13 protein-coding genes are annotated in these 15,508 nt (G+C 56.8%); 5 read left to right on the forward strand and 8 right to left on the reverse strand.

Annotated elements, in window-relative coordinates:
- Positions 1-44: 44 nt before the first annotated feature.
- Positions 45-1,145 (forward strand): D-alanine--D-alanine ligase, encoded by a 1,101-nt coding sequence (gene ddlA, locus ACF8PE_RS05955; protein WP_392494685.1) that lies wholly within the window; start codon positions 45-47, stop codon positions 1,143-1,145.
- On the opposite strand, the gene ACF8PE_RS05960 is transcribed toward ddlA, so the two are convergent.
- The gene (locus tag ACF8PE_RS05960) at positions 1,142-1,360 is read right to left on the reverse strand and encodes a DUF2754 domain-containing protein (RefSeq protein ID WP_280712967.1); all 219 of its coding nucleotides are present in this window, start codon (positions 1,358-1,360) and stop codon (positions 1,142-1,144) included. The two genes, ddlA and ACF8PE_RS05960, sit on opposite strands and share 4 nt — an antisense overlap.
- Positions 1,361-1,607: 247 nt before the next feature.
- On the opposite strand from ACF8PE_RS05960, the gene ACF8PE_RS05965 reads away from it, so the two are divergent.
- Positions 1,608-1,910 carry a DUF2755 family protein gene (locus tag ACF8PE_RS05965; protein ID WP_032616774.1) on the forward strand — a complete coding sequence of 101 codons (303 nt, stop codon included), beginning with the start codon at positions 1,608-1,610 and terminating at the stop codon, positions 1,908-1,910.
- Here the strand turns inward: ACF8PE_RS05965 and ACF8PE_RS05970 are convergent.
- Both ACF8PE_RS05970 and sbmA read right to left on the reverse strand, forming a co-directional pair.
- Positions 1,907-3,007 (reverse strand): DUF1615 domain-containing protein, encoded by a 1,101-nt coding sequence (locus ACF8PE_RS05970; RefSeq protein ID WP_191153104.1) that lies wholly within the window; start codon positions 3,005-3,007, stop codon positions 1,907-1,909. The two genes, ACF8PE_RS05965 and ACF8PE_RS05970, sit on opposite strands and share 4 nt — an antisense overlap.
- A 14-nt stretch (positions 3,008-3,021) precedes the next feature.
- Complete coding sequence (sbmA, locus tag ACF8PE_RS05975) at positions 3,022-4,242, reverse strand: peptide antibiotic transporter SbmA (protein WP_032616772.1); 1,221 nt, start codon at positions 4,240-4,242, stop codon at positions 3,022-3,024.
- Between the two features lie 288 nt (positions 4,243-4,530).
- On the opposite strand from sbmA, the gene ampH reads away from it, so the two are divergent.
- Positions 4,531-5,697 carry a D-alanyl-D-alanine-carboxypeptidase/endopeptidase AmpH gene (gene ampH / locus ACF8PE_RS05980; protein WP_059308631.1) on the forward strand — a complete coding sequence of 389 codons (1,167 nt, stop codon included), beginning with the start codon at positions 4,531-4,533 and terminating at the stop codon, positions 5,695-5,697.
- Here ampH and ACF8PE_RS05985 read toward each other — a convergent pair whose 3' ends face one another.
- Together ACF8PE_RS05985 and ACF8PE_RS05990 are read right to left on the reverse strand one after the other, a co-directional pair.
- Complete coding sequence (locus ACF8PE_RS05985; protein WP_032616769.1) at positions 5,698-6,324, reverse strand: helix-turn-helix domain-containing protein; 627 nt, start codon at positions 6,322-6,324, stop codon at positions 5,698-5,700.
- 66 nt (positions 6,325-6,390) lie between these two features.
- A complete protein-coding gene (locus ACF8PE_RS05990) occupies positions 6,391-9,165 on the reverse strand; it encodes an autotransporter outer membrane beta-barrel domain-containing protein (RefSeq protein ID WP_144883480.1) in 2,775 nt (924 codons plus the stop codon).
- 527 nt (positions 9,166-9,692) lie between these two features.
- On the opposite strand from ACF8PE_RS05990, the gene hemB reads away from it, so the two are divergent.
- A complete protein-coding gene (hemB, locus tag ACF8PE_RS05995; protein WP_032616767.1) occupies positions 9,693-10,667 on the forward strand; it encodes a porphobilinogen synthase in 975 nt (324 codons plus the stop codon).
- Positions 10,668-10,793: 126 nt separating this feature from the next.
- Positions 10,794-12,506, forward strand: coding sequence for a lysophospholipid acyltransferase family protein (locus ACF8PE_RS06000; protein ID WP_032616766.1), 1,713 nt, complete (start codon positions 10,794-10,796; stop codon positions 12,504-12,506).
- A gap of 554 nt (positions 12,507-13,060) precedes the next feature.
- On the opposite strand, the gene tauD is transcribed toward ACF8PE_RS06000, so the two are convergent.
- Genes tauD through tauB form a run of 3 tightly spaced genes read right to left on the reverse strand, consistent with a single transcriptional unit; the run spans position 13,061 to position 15,500 of the window.
- On the reverse strand, positions 13,061-13,912 hold the full coding sequence (tauD, locus tag ACF8PE_RS06005) for a taurine dioxygenase (protein WP_392494686.1): 852 nt from the start codon (positions 13,910-13,912) through the stop codon (positions 13,061-13,063).
- Positions 13,909-14,736 (reverse strand): taurine ABC transporter permease TauC, encoded by an 828-nt coding sequence (gene tauC, locus ACF8PE_RS06010; RefSeq protein ID WP_103791814.1) that lies wholly within the window; start codon positions 14,734-14,736, stop codon positions 13,909-13,911. The genes tauD and tauC overlap by 4 nt, the downstream gene beginning before the upstream one ends.
- Entirely contained in the window at positions 14,733-15,500 is a 768-nt protein-coding gene (tauB, locus tag ACF8PE_RS06015; protein ID WP_077227014.1) for a taurine ABC transporter ATP-binding subunit, read from the reverse strand. The genes tauC and tauB overlap by 4 nt, the downstream gene beginning before the upstream one ends.
- Positions 15,501-15,508 lie beyond the last annotated feature (8 nt).

Raw genomic sequence — 15,508 nt, forward strand, 5'->3', positions numbered from 1 at the left:
CGTGATATGGTAAGCGTTTTGAGTCAGAGTGGATGAGCGAAGTGATGGCGAAGTTGCGGGTAGGTATTGTCTTTGGGGGAAAATCAGCCGAGCACGAAGTGTCGCTGCAATCGGCCAAAAATATCGTTAACGCGATTGATAAAAGCCGCTTTGAGGTCGTGCTGTTAGGTATTGATAAGCAGGGCCAGTGGCACATTAACGACGAGCAGGGCTATCTGCTCAACGCCGACGATCCGGCGCACATCGCGCTGAACCCGTCTGAGATTAGCGTTGCTACCGTGCCAGGCGTAATGGAAGGCCAACTGATCAATGCCAGTACCGGGCAGACGCTTTCGTCTGTCGATGTCATTTTCCCGATTGTCCACGGCACGCTGGGCGAAGATGGCTCCCTGCAGGGGATGCTGCGAATGGCCAACCTGCCGTTTGTCGGCTCCGACGTGCTCGGCTCTGCTGCCTGCATGGATAAAGACGTCACCAAGCGCCTGCTACGCGATGCCGGGCTGAACGTGGCCCCCTTTGTCACCCTCACCCGCGCCAACCGCGACCAACACACCTTTGCCGATCTTAGCGCCCGCTTTGGCCTGCCGCTGTTCGTCAAACCGGCAAACCAGGGTTCCTCCGTCGGCGTCAGCAAAGTGAACAGCGAAGCGCAGTTCAGCGACGCGGTACGTCTGGCGTTTTCCTTCGATCACAAAGTAGTGGTTGAGCAGGGAATTAAAGGGCGTGAGATTGAGTGCGCGGTGCTGGGGAATGATTTCCCGCAGGCCAGCACCTGTGGCGAAGTGGTGCTGAACAGCGAGTTCTACTCTTACGATACCAAATACATCGACGACCAGGGCGCGCAGGTGGTTGTACCTGCCGTGCTGGATGCTGAGGTCAACGACGCGATCCGCGCCATTGCCATCGAGGCTTATCAGGCGCTGGGCTGTCGCGGTATGGCGCGTGTCGATGTCTTCTTAACGGCGGATAACCGCGTCGTTATCAATGAAATCAACACTCTGCCAGGCTTCACCAACATCAGTATGTACCCGAAACTGTGGCAGGCCAGCGGCCTCAGCTACCCGGATCTGATCACCCGCCTGATTGAACTGGCGCTGGAACGGCATGCCGCTGACAGCGCGCTTCAGGTTTCCGTTAACGGTTAATCCGCGTCTTTTGCCGTCGCCTCTTCCGGGCGACGGCGAATGATAAACCCCGCCAGCCAGAAACTGATCACCCAGGTCACCAGCCCTACCGCATAGGTTTGCCAGCCCTTCGCTTCAAAGCCCAGCAGCCCTACCACCCCATTCAGAATAAAGATCAGCCCAATTGCAAAGGCGTAGAAATGCCAGTCACGGCGAATTTTGGCAGGCAGTTGCATGGTCGCTCCAGAAGAAAAAATCTATCCTCGCACAGTTTCGCCGCCAGGTCTGTGGCGTATGCGGAAAATCTGAAATGAGAGTGAATTTCACTTAAGTAAAAAATCTGTGATGTGCGGCAAAATTCGCACATCCAGGAGAATTCTCCAGGCCAAATTACCATCATTCCGATATTGACATCTGCCATGAGGTGTCAAACTCAGCGTGTACAACAGGCATTTAGCCAGACAGAACATTGCGGAGGTAGTTATGGCAGACTTTACGATGTCGAAGCCGATTTTCAGCACCAGACAACCTAAGACCTCCACGGCAGGAAATATTGCATACGCTCTGTTTGTGCTGTTCTGCTTCTGGGCAGGCTCACAACTGCTGAACATCCTGGTGCATGCCCCTGGCGTGTATGAACACCTGATGCAGGTCGAAGACTCCGTTCGTCCGCGCGTAGACATTGGATTGGGCGTCAGCACCGTGTTCGGGCTGATCCCATTCCTGGCGGGCCTGGTGGTGTTGGGCGCCGTTGCGCTGGTGGTGCGCTGGCGCCGCTACCGCTAATTTAGCGCCATACACTTCGCCCGGCGATCGTCAACGCGCTGGGCAAACCAGGCGGTTGTCAGATTGCGGGTGATTTTCGGGCTTTCAAGCTGGATCCCCGGCAGCATCGCTTTCGGTAGTGCCTTCCCGCTCTTCTGCTCCGCCAGTTTATAGACCTGCTGATACAGGTCGGTTTTCTCAAACGCCAGGCTGTCGCCTTTTGCCAGTTGCTGGCGAATCTCACTGTCGCTCATGTCCAGCTTGCCTTTCAGTTTACGCACCGCCAGCTCTGTCTTCCCGGCCTCGCTGCTGCCATAGGCAATCAGATCCCCGTCCAGAGCCAGCTTCACCCCGGTGGCGCGGCTAACCGCATTCTGGAAGGCCGCGTTGCGGCTGGCGTACCAGCCAGCGTTGAAATCAGCAAAGCGGTAGAGTGGCACCGTATAGTTGGCGGGATAGTTCAATAGATGATAAGTGCCGAACCACAAGCCGCCGCGCAGAGAGAATACCTCCTGGCGCACCGTATTCTCGATTTTCCACGGATAGCCGTCGGTATGCTTTTCTGCGAAGGCGATACTCACCTGCATTGGCCCACCAGTATGCACCGGGTTCAGGGAGCCAAATAGGGTCTGTCCCATCGGCACCATACTGATCATATCGTCGAAGATGGCGCTGAGCTGTTTCTCGGTTTTCACCGTATCCAGCCGCTCGCTGTAGCTTTTGCCGTTCGGCGAGGTGATTTTCAGCGCGGTGTGGACCAGAAACGCCGGAATGTGCAGCTTTTCCGCCCGGCGGTCGATCTCTTTCCAGGCAATTTTGTTCAGCCCCGGCACCGCCGGATCGGACTGATACAGCGACTCCTGCTGCGCCACCGCCAGTACCGAGCAGATATTCTCCTCGGTGGGGGCGATCTTCTGGCTCTCGAAGGTTTTTGCCAGCGCCGAGGCCCACTGATCCCGGTCTTTCACCGTAGCGGGCATTTTTTGCCGCACAACGCTGGCCACATCGACGGGCTTTTCACCCTTTTTCAGTGGCGCAGCCCCCTTCTCCGCACATCCGGCTAAGACCAGAGCGGCAAGCAGCGAAAACGGTATCGCACGCGGTACGGTAAAAAACATAACGACTCCCTGTATTAGCTCAACGTATGGGTCACTTCCTGTAGATCCTGACCATCCAGCTCACGTTCGAAACTGCGTAAACGTTTATAGATAGACATCAGTTCCACCAGCGTGGTCCATGAACTGATCAGGTACTGGAATGAACCGCGCACCTGACCAAACACATTCGTGATTTGCGTCATCAGACCCAGGGTGATAGTACCGGCAACAATCGACGGGAACAGCAGGAACAAGCCGAAAACGTTATCCACCTGCAGATAAAGAATACGGGCAATATTGAAGTACATATAGTGGAAATAGAGGCGGAAATAGTTACGACGCACCGCGCCGAACAGCTCGCGCACCGTCGGCGGTGAGGCGCGGCTGGCATCGTCTTCGCCATAGACCAGCTCTTTACGATAGGCGGCCTCGACGCGCTGGTTTTTAAACTCCAGTCCCGGCAGTTTGATCCCCACCGCCGCCAGCAGACCCGTCCCCATCAGCGACCAGACAATCGCGGCGATCACCAGACCGTACGGCAAATGGCCCACAATCGGCAGCTCCGGCACGTGGGCTGACAGCGTGACCAGCACTGGCAGGAAGGCGATCAGGGTCATAATGGCGTTGATAAAGCTCACCCCCATATCTTCTAAGGTAGAGGCGAAACGCATGGTGTCTTCCTGCACACGCTGAGCGGCCCCTTCGATATGGCGCAGCTGCTGCCAGTGCGCCATATAGTATTCGTTCATTGCCGTACGCCAGCGGAACACATAGTGGCTGACAAAGAAGTTATTCATCACGCCAATAATAACGGCGATCAGCGCGATCCCGAGGAAGACGCCGACTTCATGATAAAACTGGTTAATGGTGACTTTATGCGGCGCGCTGAGCGCGGTCTGGATCAGGTCATAGAAAGGGGCATACCAGGCGTTGACCGCCACCCCGACCTCCACCAGAAACCAGGTGACAAAGATAATCAGCGAGGTGCCGAGAACTGACCAGTACTGCCAGCGGTGCGGCGAGTAAACAAACCAGAACAGGGCAAAGGCGCCTACGCAGAACGCGTAATAAGCGTAAAAGAGCAGGTAGCCCGGAGACCAGAAACGCGCCGCGCTGATGGGCACATCATTCGTGATGCCGAGCAGGCGCTCAAACCAGGCTCCCCCACCGGCCTGCCAGAAAACGACAGCGAGCAAAGCCCAAATAAAGGCCGAAAGGAAAAAGGGTCCCGGTTTGGGGAAAAACGACTTAAACATAACGCTTCCTTCTTGTAGTTATCGCTACTGCTGTGGACGACGGATTATCAGACCTGCCGGCCTCTTTTTAGTTCGCCATCAACCGCCACCTGAGCGGAAAAGTCAATCAACCTGACGGGTATCATAAGCGCAATGTCACAAAACATGAGATCGGTAATAACGAAATTGTTCGTATTTACCCATGGTTACGTTTTTTCGCGCTATCGTTATGCTGTTCAGGCCTTTGCAATACGCCGTTTAGTAGTATAAATACGCATACTTTTACCATTCACTTCATGGATGCTTTCGTTGAAACGTAGTCTGTTACTCTCCGCCGCGCTGTATGCGGCCAGCCTCACCTGCGTGCAGGCTGCCCCTGCCCAGCCGATTGCCGATCCGGCCTTCGCCTCCGATGTGGTCGATCGCTATGCGAACCTGATATTTTACGGCAGCGGCGCAACGGGGATGGCCCTGGTGGCGATTGACGGCAATCAGCGCGTATTCCGCAGCTTTGGCGAAACGCGTCCGGGCAACAATGTCCACCCGCAGCTGGATTCGGTGGTGCGCATTGCCTCCCTGACCAAATTAATGACCAGCGAGATGCTGGTGAAACTGCTCGATCAAGGCGTGGTGAAGCTGAACGACCCGTTAAGCAAATACGCCCCGCCGGGCGCACGGGTGCCGACATACCAGGGCGCGCCTATTACGCTTGTCAATCTGGCCACCCATACCAGCGCCCTGCCGCGTGAACAACCGGGCGGCGCTGCGCATCGTCCGGTGTTTGTCTGGCCGACCCGGGATCAGCGCTGGAACTGGTTATCGACGGCAACCCTGAAATCAACGCCAGGTTCGCAGGCCGCCTACTCAAACCTGGCGTTCGATCTGCTGGCCGATGCACTGGGCACTGCTGCGGGTAAACCTTATGCCCAGCTGTTTGACGAGCAAATCGCCCGTCCGCTGGGGATGAAAGACACCACCTTTACCCCCTCCCCCGATCAGTGCAAGCGCCTGATGGTGGCAGAGAAAGGGGCCAGCCCGTGTAACAACACCCTGGCAGCGGTTGGCAGCGGCGGCGTTTACTCCACGCCAGGGGACATGATGCGCTGGATGCAGCAGTTCCTCTCGTCTGATTTCTATGCACGCAGTAACCAGGCCGACAGAATGCAGACGCTGATTTATCAGCGTAACCAGTTAACGCGGGTGATCGGCATGGATGTGCCAGGCCGCGCGGATGCGTTGGGCCTCGGCTGGGTCTATATGGCGCCAAAAAACGGGCGTCCGGGCATTATTCAGAAAACCGGCGGTGGCGGCGGATTCATCACGTACATGGCGATGATCCCGCAGTCTAACGTGGGGGTATTCGTGGTCGTGACCCGCTCGCCGCTCACGCGTTTCGTCAACATGAGCGACGGCGTCAACCAGCTGGTGGTGGAACTGAGCGAGAATAAACCGAAGGCGATCCCCACCTCTGGATAATTAATACTCCGCGGGCAAACGGTTGACGCTAACCAGTTTGCCCCTTTCCATCGTAATGTATTTGCCCTGCCGTAACGCTGCCAGCACCTCTGCCACGACTGAACGTGAAATCCGCGTGCGGCGCTGAATGTAGCTCATTACCCCAATCCGCATCCGTAACGTCTCATCCCACTGGGCCATATTCAGTAGCGTGGCGCGGATCTGGCTGTACGAGTTGTTGCCCACCAGCTGTTTGTCGCGGATCTCCATGACCCTGTGGTGCCAGGAGAGCCAGCAGAAGGCATCAGCCCATAAACCGGCCTGTTGGATCAGATTGCGGGCGCTGGCGGCAGGAAGGTAAAACCCGCTACAGGGGGATTGGGTTACCAGCTGATACTCTGTGCTGCAGCCCATCATGCCGGCATTAATTCCGAAGATATAAGGCGCGGCGACAATCTCGAAAAGCAAATCATCCGGCTGTCGGTAAATACTGAGTGAGCCTGACTGAAGCACTACCGTACAGTAATTTTCTTCATTGCGAGCCTCAAACAGCGGAAGTTGGGCGGAGAGTTTGAACGGCGTGCTGTGTGCAGAGAAGCACTTTTCGAGCCGGGAGAATTCAGAAATAGGTTTTGCATACCGGTTCATGCAGGTCTCGAGTCATCTTTAACTGACGCTAAAAGCGGGGAGATATCTCTCCCCGCATCAGGCATGTTACCAGGTGTATTTCACACCGAGGTTGGCACCCCAGTTTTGATCAACATCACCACCACCGACGTAGGTCGCATCAGTGTAAGCACTGAAGTTTTTGGTGAAGCTGAACTGAGTACCCAGACCCACGCGTACAGCGGAGCCTTTCATACCGTTATCAATGTCATCGCCGTTGACGCTCGCATCTTCACCCGCATCGTCATAGACATATGCCAGTTTGAAGTACGGAGTCAGCGCCTGATCATCGCCATAACCGAAGGTGTAACCTGCGTCGATACCGGCTTCATAACGCATGCTGTCGTAAGACTGACTGCCCACGCGCATGTCGTTGCTCAGACGATAGTCGTCGCCAGACTGGAACAGGCCAGAAACGGCAGCATACGGCGTGATGTAACCGGAGGTGTTCGGTTTCCAGTCGTAGCCCAGTTTCAGCCCAAAGCCCCAGGCGTCGGTTGTGGTGTTGCCATCAACGTATTCGCCATTGCTCATGTTGGCAGTGAGATCGTTATTGAAGCGTGAGTAGCTCAGGGAGCTGTCGATGAAGACATCGTTAGCAAAGCGCGCCGCAGAGTACAGCATCGCGGTCTGGCTATCCTGATCCACCTGGCCGCTACGATCGCTCATATCGCCTTTGGCAAAGCCCGCAGCCGCACCCACAATCCAGTCGGCGTTGTTGCCAGCAATATGGCTATCCACACCCACCATGACGCCGGTGACGTCCTGATCGTAATGGATGGTGCCGTTATCACCGTCGAAATTACCGCCGAAGAAGTTCACCCATGCGCCACCGTTGTCTGTCAGGCCATGACGGCTGTTAGTCAGACGGTTAGCCAGAGCGTCCTGCTGCAGATGCCAGATGTTGGTATTAGCAGACGGAATGCTCAGCGCCATGTTGGCGTAGTCAGTCAGACGTTCCTGGTGCAGTACTACGGTGTCGCCCTGCTGCTGCGCCTCGTAAGTGTAAGCACCGAGATCCGCTTTGTTGGCTGCGGTGAAGCTGGTGTGGGTATCCGCGTTGTTATCGTAAATGCGGATCACTTCTTTATTGTTGTAATCGGCAACGGAACCGGCACCGGTCGCGTTATCAATACGGACTTTATAGTTCCCGGAAACTTCACCATTAACCGCCAGGTGGCCATCGGAATTCAGGGCAATCACCCCGTAATCGTAATCGGCATGGTGGATGTCGTTGGTGATGTAACGGGCATTGCTCAGATCGGAATTGAAGACGTATTCACGGCTGGCAACGTTCAGCACACCGCCATCCGTCAGCACCATCTGGTGGGTGTCCACCTGGCCCAGACCCAGTGCCAGTTCTGCGCGGTTATCCACCGTAATGGTGTTGGCGTACAGTTCTGCTGTTTCTTCAGTCAGGGTAGCCTGGCTGCTGCTGTCGAGATACAGGCTATTCGTGGCAACGCCACCGGCATCACCGATGTTCAGTGAAGACGCATTGGTGAGCGTAATGCTGTCAGCCAGCAGACTGGAGTTTTCAACATTGACCTGCGAACGGTTATTCACTGTCAGCGCATCGATGTTGGATTGCTTACGGGTATCCCATTCAGAACCGTTATTCAGCGCAACATTGAAAATACCGCTCTGATAAACCTCATTGCCGACCAGATGGTTGTTGTCGTCGAAGGTGGAGCCTGGCCAGATGCTGTTTGGCGACAGGGTATGCAAGTCAACACCGCTGTAGCCGAGGCCATACATCTGCGCTGTGCCAATTGCATCCACGCTGGAGACGGCAGCACCGACCCATTTGCTGTGGTTGTCCAGGGTCAGATCCAGTCTGTCGGTACCATCCCAGCCGTTGGTGGTTGGGTTGTAGACGCCGTCAGCAGTGGTGTCGGTGGCAGGATCGCCATTCGGGTAGAAGTTGTTGTCGAAGGTACTGCTGAACAGCACATCGCCGGTCAAGGTAGAGTGATCGAAGTTAGCCGTCGTCTGCATTGCGTTATCCGCGCTGCTGGCCGCGACAATCAGAGCCGCATCATCCAACGCAGTGGCGTTGCCGTTGCCGTAATCGCTCGGTTTCGCCGACTGACCATAGAAACCTTCAGTGCCCAGATCGCTATACGCACCGGAAGTCACAACGGAATCATTGACCTGCAAAGTATTGGTAAAGACATGGCCGTTGTCTTCGATACCGGTGACGGAATCATACGGGGTGTTATCCAGCTGATGATAACCCTGCACCAGGGTGATCCCGGCAATGCGGGAGTTATTCTGGATAACGATGTCGGATTCTTCGTCGAGGGTAATGGCATTGCCCAGCGCGTGGGTATCCCAGTATTGCGTGGTGGTCTTGTCACCGTCCACGACATCGTAAGCGTAGTGCTCATAGGTATCGTTGATGGTGGAGTTGTCTACCGTCAGCTGAAAACGATCGAACTGCTGGTGCGCAGTGCCGTCCGTATTCAGGTTATCAGCACATTCCGTGGTCATGCACTCGGAGGTGATCATGCCGTTGATGGTGCTGTTGGAAATAGACAGTGCGTTTGCATAGCCGCCTGCGCCGTCATCCAGGTAGTAGGAAGAGATCACGCCGTTGACGGTTGACTTGTTGATGACAGGGTAGATATCGCCATCGTGCGTCGCGCTGGAGTAATTCCAGTCGGTATAGCCGTTATACCATGCCGCTGTGGCGGTATTATCGTAACCAAAGGTGTTATAGGTTGTACCCGAAATATCTTTTGCATTGGCCTGAGAAGCGATAGCCACCGTACAGGCTAATGCAAGTTGAGATACGACAAGTTTCTTTTTCCATGTTTGCATTGGGTCATCCCTCCTCAGGGACGTAAGCAAGTTTGTCCGTATATACAGTGCAAATATATTGCGAGGCGAATTATGCAGCCTCGCCACAAATTAGTTCAATAAATCCAGCCATTAAGTCCGAAATCAGACTGAATACAGAAATGGATTTTTTAGGCATATTAAATAATAAGTTAATCCAATAATTACAATAAGTTAATATAAATAGTAAAAGACATACTAAAACGCGAAAGATCATTGAGACTGATAATACAAAAGCAATCAAGAAATATAATAAATAGATGCTACCAGGTTTATGTAATTTTTCATTTTTATATTTGGAGCTTTTACCAAGAAAACGAAAAAACGTTTCGAAAATGGATTAAGGCCATTCACACCTGAACTTATTTCAAGGTATTAAACCGACGTGAAAAATAATAAGATACCCTTTCCGCCCTGAATAGTGCGGGCTAAACGACAACTTTAGTAAAACAGACGATGAGCATTTCGGGTACACTGACCTTCTTTGATTCACACTCGTCAGGCATATCATGAACGATTTAATTGCTCGTCCCCGTCGTCTGCGCAAATCCCCGGCTCTGCGCGCGCTTTTCGAAGAGACAACACTGACCTTAAACGATCTGGTGTTGCCGATTTTTGTTGAAGAAGAGATCGATGACTACAAAGCCATCGACGCCATGCCGGGCGTCATGCGTATTCCAGAGAAACACCTGGCCCGCGAAATTGAGCGTATCGCCAACGCAGGCATCCGGTCGATCATGACCTTTGGCATCTCGCACCATACCGACGCCACCGGCAGCGATGCCTGGAAAGAGGATGGTCTGGTGGCGCGGATGTCGCGGATTGCCAAGCAGACGGTGCCAGAGATGATCGTCATGTCCGACACCTGCTTCTGCGAATACACCTCCCACGGCCACTGCGGCGTGCTGTGCGATCATGGCGTAGATAACGACGCGACCCTGCTCAACCTGGGCAAACAGGCTGTGGTTGCCGCCGCTGCGGGCGCTGACTTTATCGCCCCGTCTGCCGCAATGGATGGTCAGGTGCAGGCTATCCGCCAGGCGCTGGACGCCGCGGGCTTCACCGATACCGCGATCATGTCTTACTCCACCAAGTTTGCCTCGTCTTTCTACGGTCCGTTCCGCGAAGCGGCGGGCACTGCGCTGAAAGGCGATCGCAAAACTTACCAGATGAACCCGCTGAACCGCCGCGAAGCGATCCGTGAATCGCTGCTCGACGAAGCCCAGGGTGCCGACTGCCTGATGGTAAAACCGGCTGGCGCTTACCTGGACATCCTGCGTGATATCCGCGAGCGCACAACGCTGCCGCTGGGTGCCTATCAGGTGAGCGGTGAGTACGCGATGATCAAATTCGCCGCTCAGGCGGGGGCGATCGACGAAGAGAAAGTGATCCTTGAAAGTCTGGGCGCGATCAAACGTGCAGGCGCGGATCTGATCTTCAGCTACTTCGCGCTGGATCTGGCCGAGAAGAAAATTCTGCGTTAATCCGTATTGCCGGGTAGCGGCTTCGCCCTGCCCGGCCTACGACCTGGAACACAAGCTTCACTCCTCTGCAATACAACCGACATCTGCCGCTTCTACTGTCTGAGCAGGACAGCAGGAGGTGCCACCATGTTTAGTCTCGACAGCGTTCTTGATGACCTTTGGCCGCAGGCGAGGCCTGCCCCCTGGCAAAAAAGGCTGTTAAAGAAATTATTCCACGAAGAAGAGTTCCGGCAGTTTGCCGCCTACCACCGCCACCTGAAAGGGCTGGATATGGTGGAACAGGTTCTGGAACATCTCGATATCCTCTGCACCCTTCCGGCTCACGACCTCGAACAGATCCCCGCTCACGGCCCGCTCATTGTGATGGCTAACCATCCTACCGGTACGCTGGACGGGCTGGCGCTGCTGTATGCCGTCTCCCGCGTGCGCCGTGATGTAAAAGTGGTGACCAACCGCATGCTGACGCATCTGGAGCCGCTAAGCTCGCTGTTTATCCCGGTGGATAACATCGGCGGGCGGACGGCGAAATCGTCGTTCACCCTGATGGAGCAGCATTTGCAACATGCCGGCGTGCTGATCTTCTTCCCGGCGGGGGAAGTCTCCCGCCCGACGCGCACAGGCATCCGCGATAAAAAGTGGCACCCTGGCTTTATCAAGCTGGCGGGCAAATTTCGCGCGCCGCTGCTGCCGGTCAACATCCACGCCCGCAACAGCCTGCTGTTCTATGCCAGCACCCTGCTCGCCCCGAACCTGTCGATGCTGCTGCTGATGCAGCAGATGTTTCGCCGCCGCCACAGCCGCCTGCCGGTCAAAATCGGCCAGCAGATTGGCTGGAGTCACTGGTTCAGCCCCACACTTTCCCCACGGGAGATGGCCGAGCAGTGCCGCCAGCACGTGCTGCGTCTCGGCAAGGGGCTGCCGGGGATATTCAAAACCGAATCTGCCATTGCGCGACCGGAAGACCGGGCGACCCTGAAGCGCGAGCTGGCGCAGGCGGAATCTCTGGGTACCACCGCCGATGGCAAAACCATCTATCTGTGGCAGCGTAACGGCCAGGAAGAGGCCCCGATCCTGCGCGAGTTGGGGCGTCTGCGGGAGATTGCCTTTCGCGCGGTGGGGGAAGGCAGCGGGAAGCGCCGCGACACCGACAGCTTTGATGATGACTACCTGCATTTGATTTTGTGGGATGACGAGGATCTGGAGATCGTCGGCGCCTACCGCTTTATCCCGACGGCGATGCGGGAGCCGGAGGCGCTGTACAGCTACAGCCTGTTCCACTACGACGACAAAATGCGGGATATCCTTGAACATGGCATTGAACTGGGGCGCAGCTTTATTCAGCCGCGTTACTGGGGACGGCGCGGGCTGGACTACCTGTGGTCCGGGATTGGCGCTTATCTGGCGCGCTATCCGCACTATCGCTACCTGTTCGGCCCCGTCTCCATTTCCGGTGGATTACCGCCCGCAGCGCGGGATCTGCTGGTGGCCTTTTACCGGCTTTGGTTCCCGGCAACGCACCCGCTGGCCGCCTCGCGTCGCCCCTATCCCGCCTCGTTACCCGAGGTGCTGGCGCAGTTTGGTGGGGAAGATTATGTAGAGGATCTGACCCGGCTGAAATCGCTGCTCGGCAATCTGGGATGCGGCATCCCGCCGTTATATAAGCAGTATTCCGAGCTATGCGAGCCAGGCGGCGTACAGTTTATCGATTTTGGCAGCGACCCGTCGTTTAACAACTGCGTGGATGGGCTGGTGCTGGTGGACTTGTGCTATCTGAAGGCGAACCGCTATCAGCGGTATATAGAGGCGCATTTACAACCCTCACCCCAGCCCTCTCCCTAAAAGGGAGAGGGTGAAAACCACCGCGTCTGACAGTCCGCTGGCCCATTTGGGCAGAAGGTAAAAACCGCGTCGGACAGCCCCCTCCCCCCTTTGGGGAGAGGGTGAAAACCGCGTCGGACAGTCCCCTCGCCCCTTTGGGGAGAGGATGAAAACCGCGTCTGACAGTCCCCTCGCCCCTTTGGGGAGAGGGTGAAAACCGCGTCTGGCAGTCCCCACCCTCCTTTAGGGAGAGGGTGAAAACCGCATCGGACAATCCCCTCGCCCCATTGGGGAAAGGGTGAAAACCGCATCGGACGGTCCCCTCGCCCCTTTGGGGAGAGGGTGAAAACCGCATCGGACGGTCCTCGCCCCTTTGGGGAGAGGGTAAAAACCGCGTCGGATGGTCCCCCCGCCCCTTTGTGAAGAGGGTGAAAACTGCGTCTGACAGTCCCCTCGCCCCTTTGGTTAGAGGCTGAAAACCGCATCGGACGGTCCCCTCGCCCCTTTGGTGAGAGGCTGAAAACCGCATCGGACGGTTCCCTCGCCCCTTTGGGGAGAGGGTTAGGGTGAGGGGATCAGGGCGCACGATAAAAAGGCTTATCCCCTAAAATCGTTGCCCGCTGCATAATCCGCCGCTGCGGCAGATAATCTGCATTCGCGTAATGCTGCGTCACCCGGTTATCCCAGATCGCCAGATCGTTCTCCTGCCAGCGCCAGCGCACCTGGAACTCCGGTTTGGTGATGTGCGCAAACAGGAACCCCAGCAGGGCCTCGCTCTCTTTCTCACTCACATCCACAATCCGCGTGGTGAACCCTTCGTTAACGAACAGCGCCTGCTTGCCGCTGACCGGATGGGTGCGCACAACCGGATGCAGCAGCGGGGGATGTTTAGCCACCGCCTCCCGCCAGCGCTGATGCTCCTCTTCCGTTTTACGGTACTTATACTCCGGGAAGGATTTTTTGAAATCATGCTCCGCCCGCAGGCCGCTCAGCAGCTGGCGGAGCGGCGCGGATAACGCCTCAAACGCGGCGATCCCGCTGGCCCACAGGGTGTCGCCGCCGCTGTCCGGCAGCTGTTTGGCCGCGAGAATCGCCCCGGCAGGCGGCGTGTCAATAAAGGTGACATCGGTGTGCCAGTTATCGTTGTCCGGCGGGTTATCGTTGTGGGTATCCAGCACGATAATTTCCTCCACCCCCTCGGCGTGCGGGTAGACCGGATGGATATGCAGATCGCCAAAACGGAGCGCCAGGGCGCGCTGCTGGTGGGGCGTGATCGCCTGCTTCCGCAGGAACACCACCTGATGGCGTAGCACCGCGTGATAGAGCTGCTCAAACTGGTTATCACTCAATGGTCGGGTGACATCCAGGCCGGAAATCTGTGCGCCAATGTACGGCCCCAGCGGGGTAATAGTCAGACGTTCACTCATTGTCTCTCTCCATGCCAGGGCGTCAGGCGGCGCTGTAGAGCGCGCAGCCCCAGTTCTAATCCGAAGGCGATCACGGCGATCACCATGATCCCGGCCAGTACCACGTCCGTCGCCAGGAACTCCCCCGCCGACTGGACCATAAAACCTAACCCACGCGTCGCGGCGATCAGTTCAGCCGCCACCAGCGTCGACCAACCGACCCCAAGTCCGATACGCAACCCGGTCAGGATCTCCGGCAGCGCGCCGGGTAAAATCACAAACCACAGCACCTGGGCACGACTCGCCCCCAGCGACTGCGCCGCCCGGATCCGCACCTGCTGGGCGCTTTTGACCCCCGCCATCGCCGACATCGCCACCGGGGCGAAAATCGCCAGGTAGATCAGCAGGATCTTCGAGGTCTCACCGATGCCAAACCAGATCACCATCAGCGGCAGATAGGCCAGCGGCGGCACCGGGCGATACAATTCGATCAGCGGATCAAGAATGCCGCGCACCGTCGGGCTTAAGCCCATCGCAATACCCACCGGAATACCGAGGATCACTGCCGCCAGCAGCGCCACCAGAATGCGTCCGAGGCTGGCGGCCAGATGCTGCCACAGCGTGGCATCCATAAACCCCTCTGGACCGGCGATAGTGAAGAGTTTCACCAGCACCTGGCCCGGCGGCGGCAGGAACAGCGGGCTAATCCACTGCTGTGCGGCCACCGCCCACCACACGGCGAGCAGCACCAGCAGGGTGCCGACGCTGAGCGTTAACTGGCGGGAGAAGGGCCAGCGAAGGGTCAGGCGTTTGCGCGCGGTTTTATCACTCACCACAATGCTCATGAGAAAGCCTCCCGCTGTTCAAACACGCGGCTCAGCACGTATTCGCGCTGGGCGATAAAGTGAGGATCGGACTTGATGCTGCGCACCGGCTCCCCTGCGACAAAGCGGCGGGCAAAGCTGAGCGGCAGACGCTCCTGCACCCGTCCCGGTCCCGGCGAGAGCAGCACCAGTTCGGTGGCCATAAACACCGCTTCTTCGATATCATGGGTGATCAGCAGCACCTGTTTGCCGGTTTCATGCCACAGGCGCAGCAGCAGGGTTTGCATCTGCTCGCGGGTAAAGGCATCCAGCGCCCCGAAGGGTTCATCCAGCAGCAACAGCTGCGGATTCGCCGCCAGCGCCCGGGCAATGCCGACGCGCTGACGCTGGCCACCGGAGAGCTGCCAGATAAAACGTTTTTCCGCCCCTTCCAGGCCCACTTTTTTCAGCATTTCCCTGGCAATTGCCAGCCGCTCATCCTGTGATTTGCCCGCCAGTTGCAGGCCGAAGGCGACGTTCTCCTGCACGTTGCGCCACGGCAGCAGCCCTTCATTCTGGAAGACCACGCCGCGCTCGGCGCCGGGGCCTTCCACCTTTTTACCGGCCAGTTGAATGGTGCCGTGCTGATAAGGTACAAACCCGGCGATCAGATTCAGCAGCGTGGTCTTCCCACAGCCGGACGGGCCGAGTACCACCAGCAGCTCGCCGCTGTCCAGCGTGAGGTTGATATCGTCCAGCGCAGGCTTGCCAGCGTAATCGGCGTACAGATTTGTAATAGTCAGCATACGGCCCC

Source organism: Leclercia sp. GLN_9, assembly GCF_043105735.1.
GTDB lineage: Bacteria > Pseudomonadota > Gammaproteobacteria > Enterobacterales > Enterobacteriaceae > Enterobacter > Enterobacter adecarboxylatus.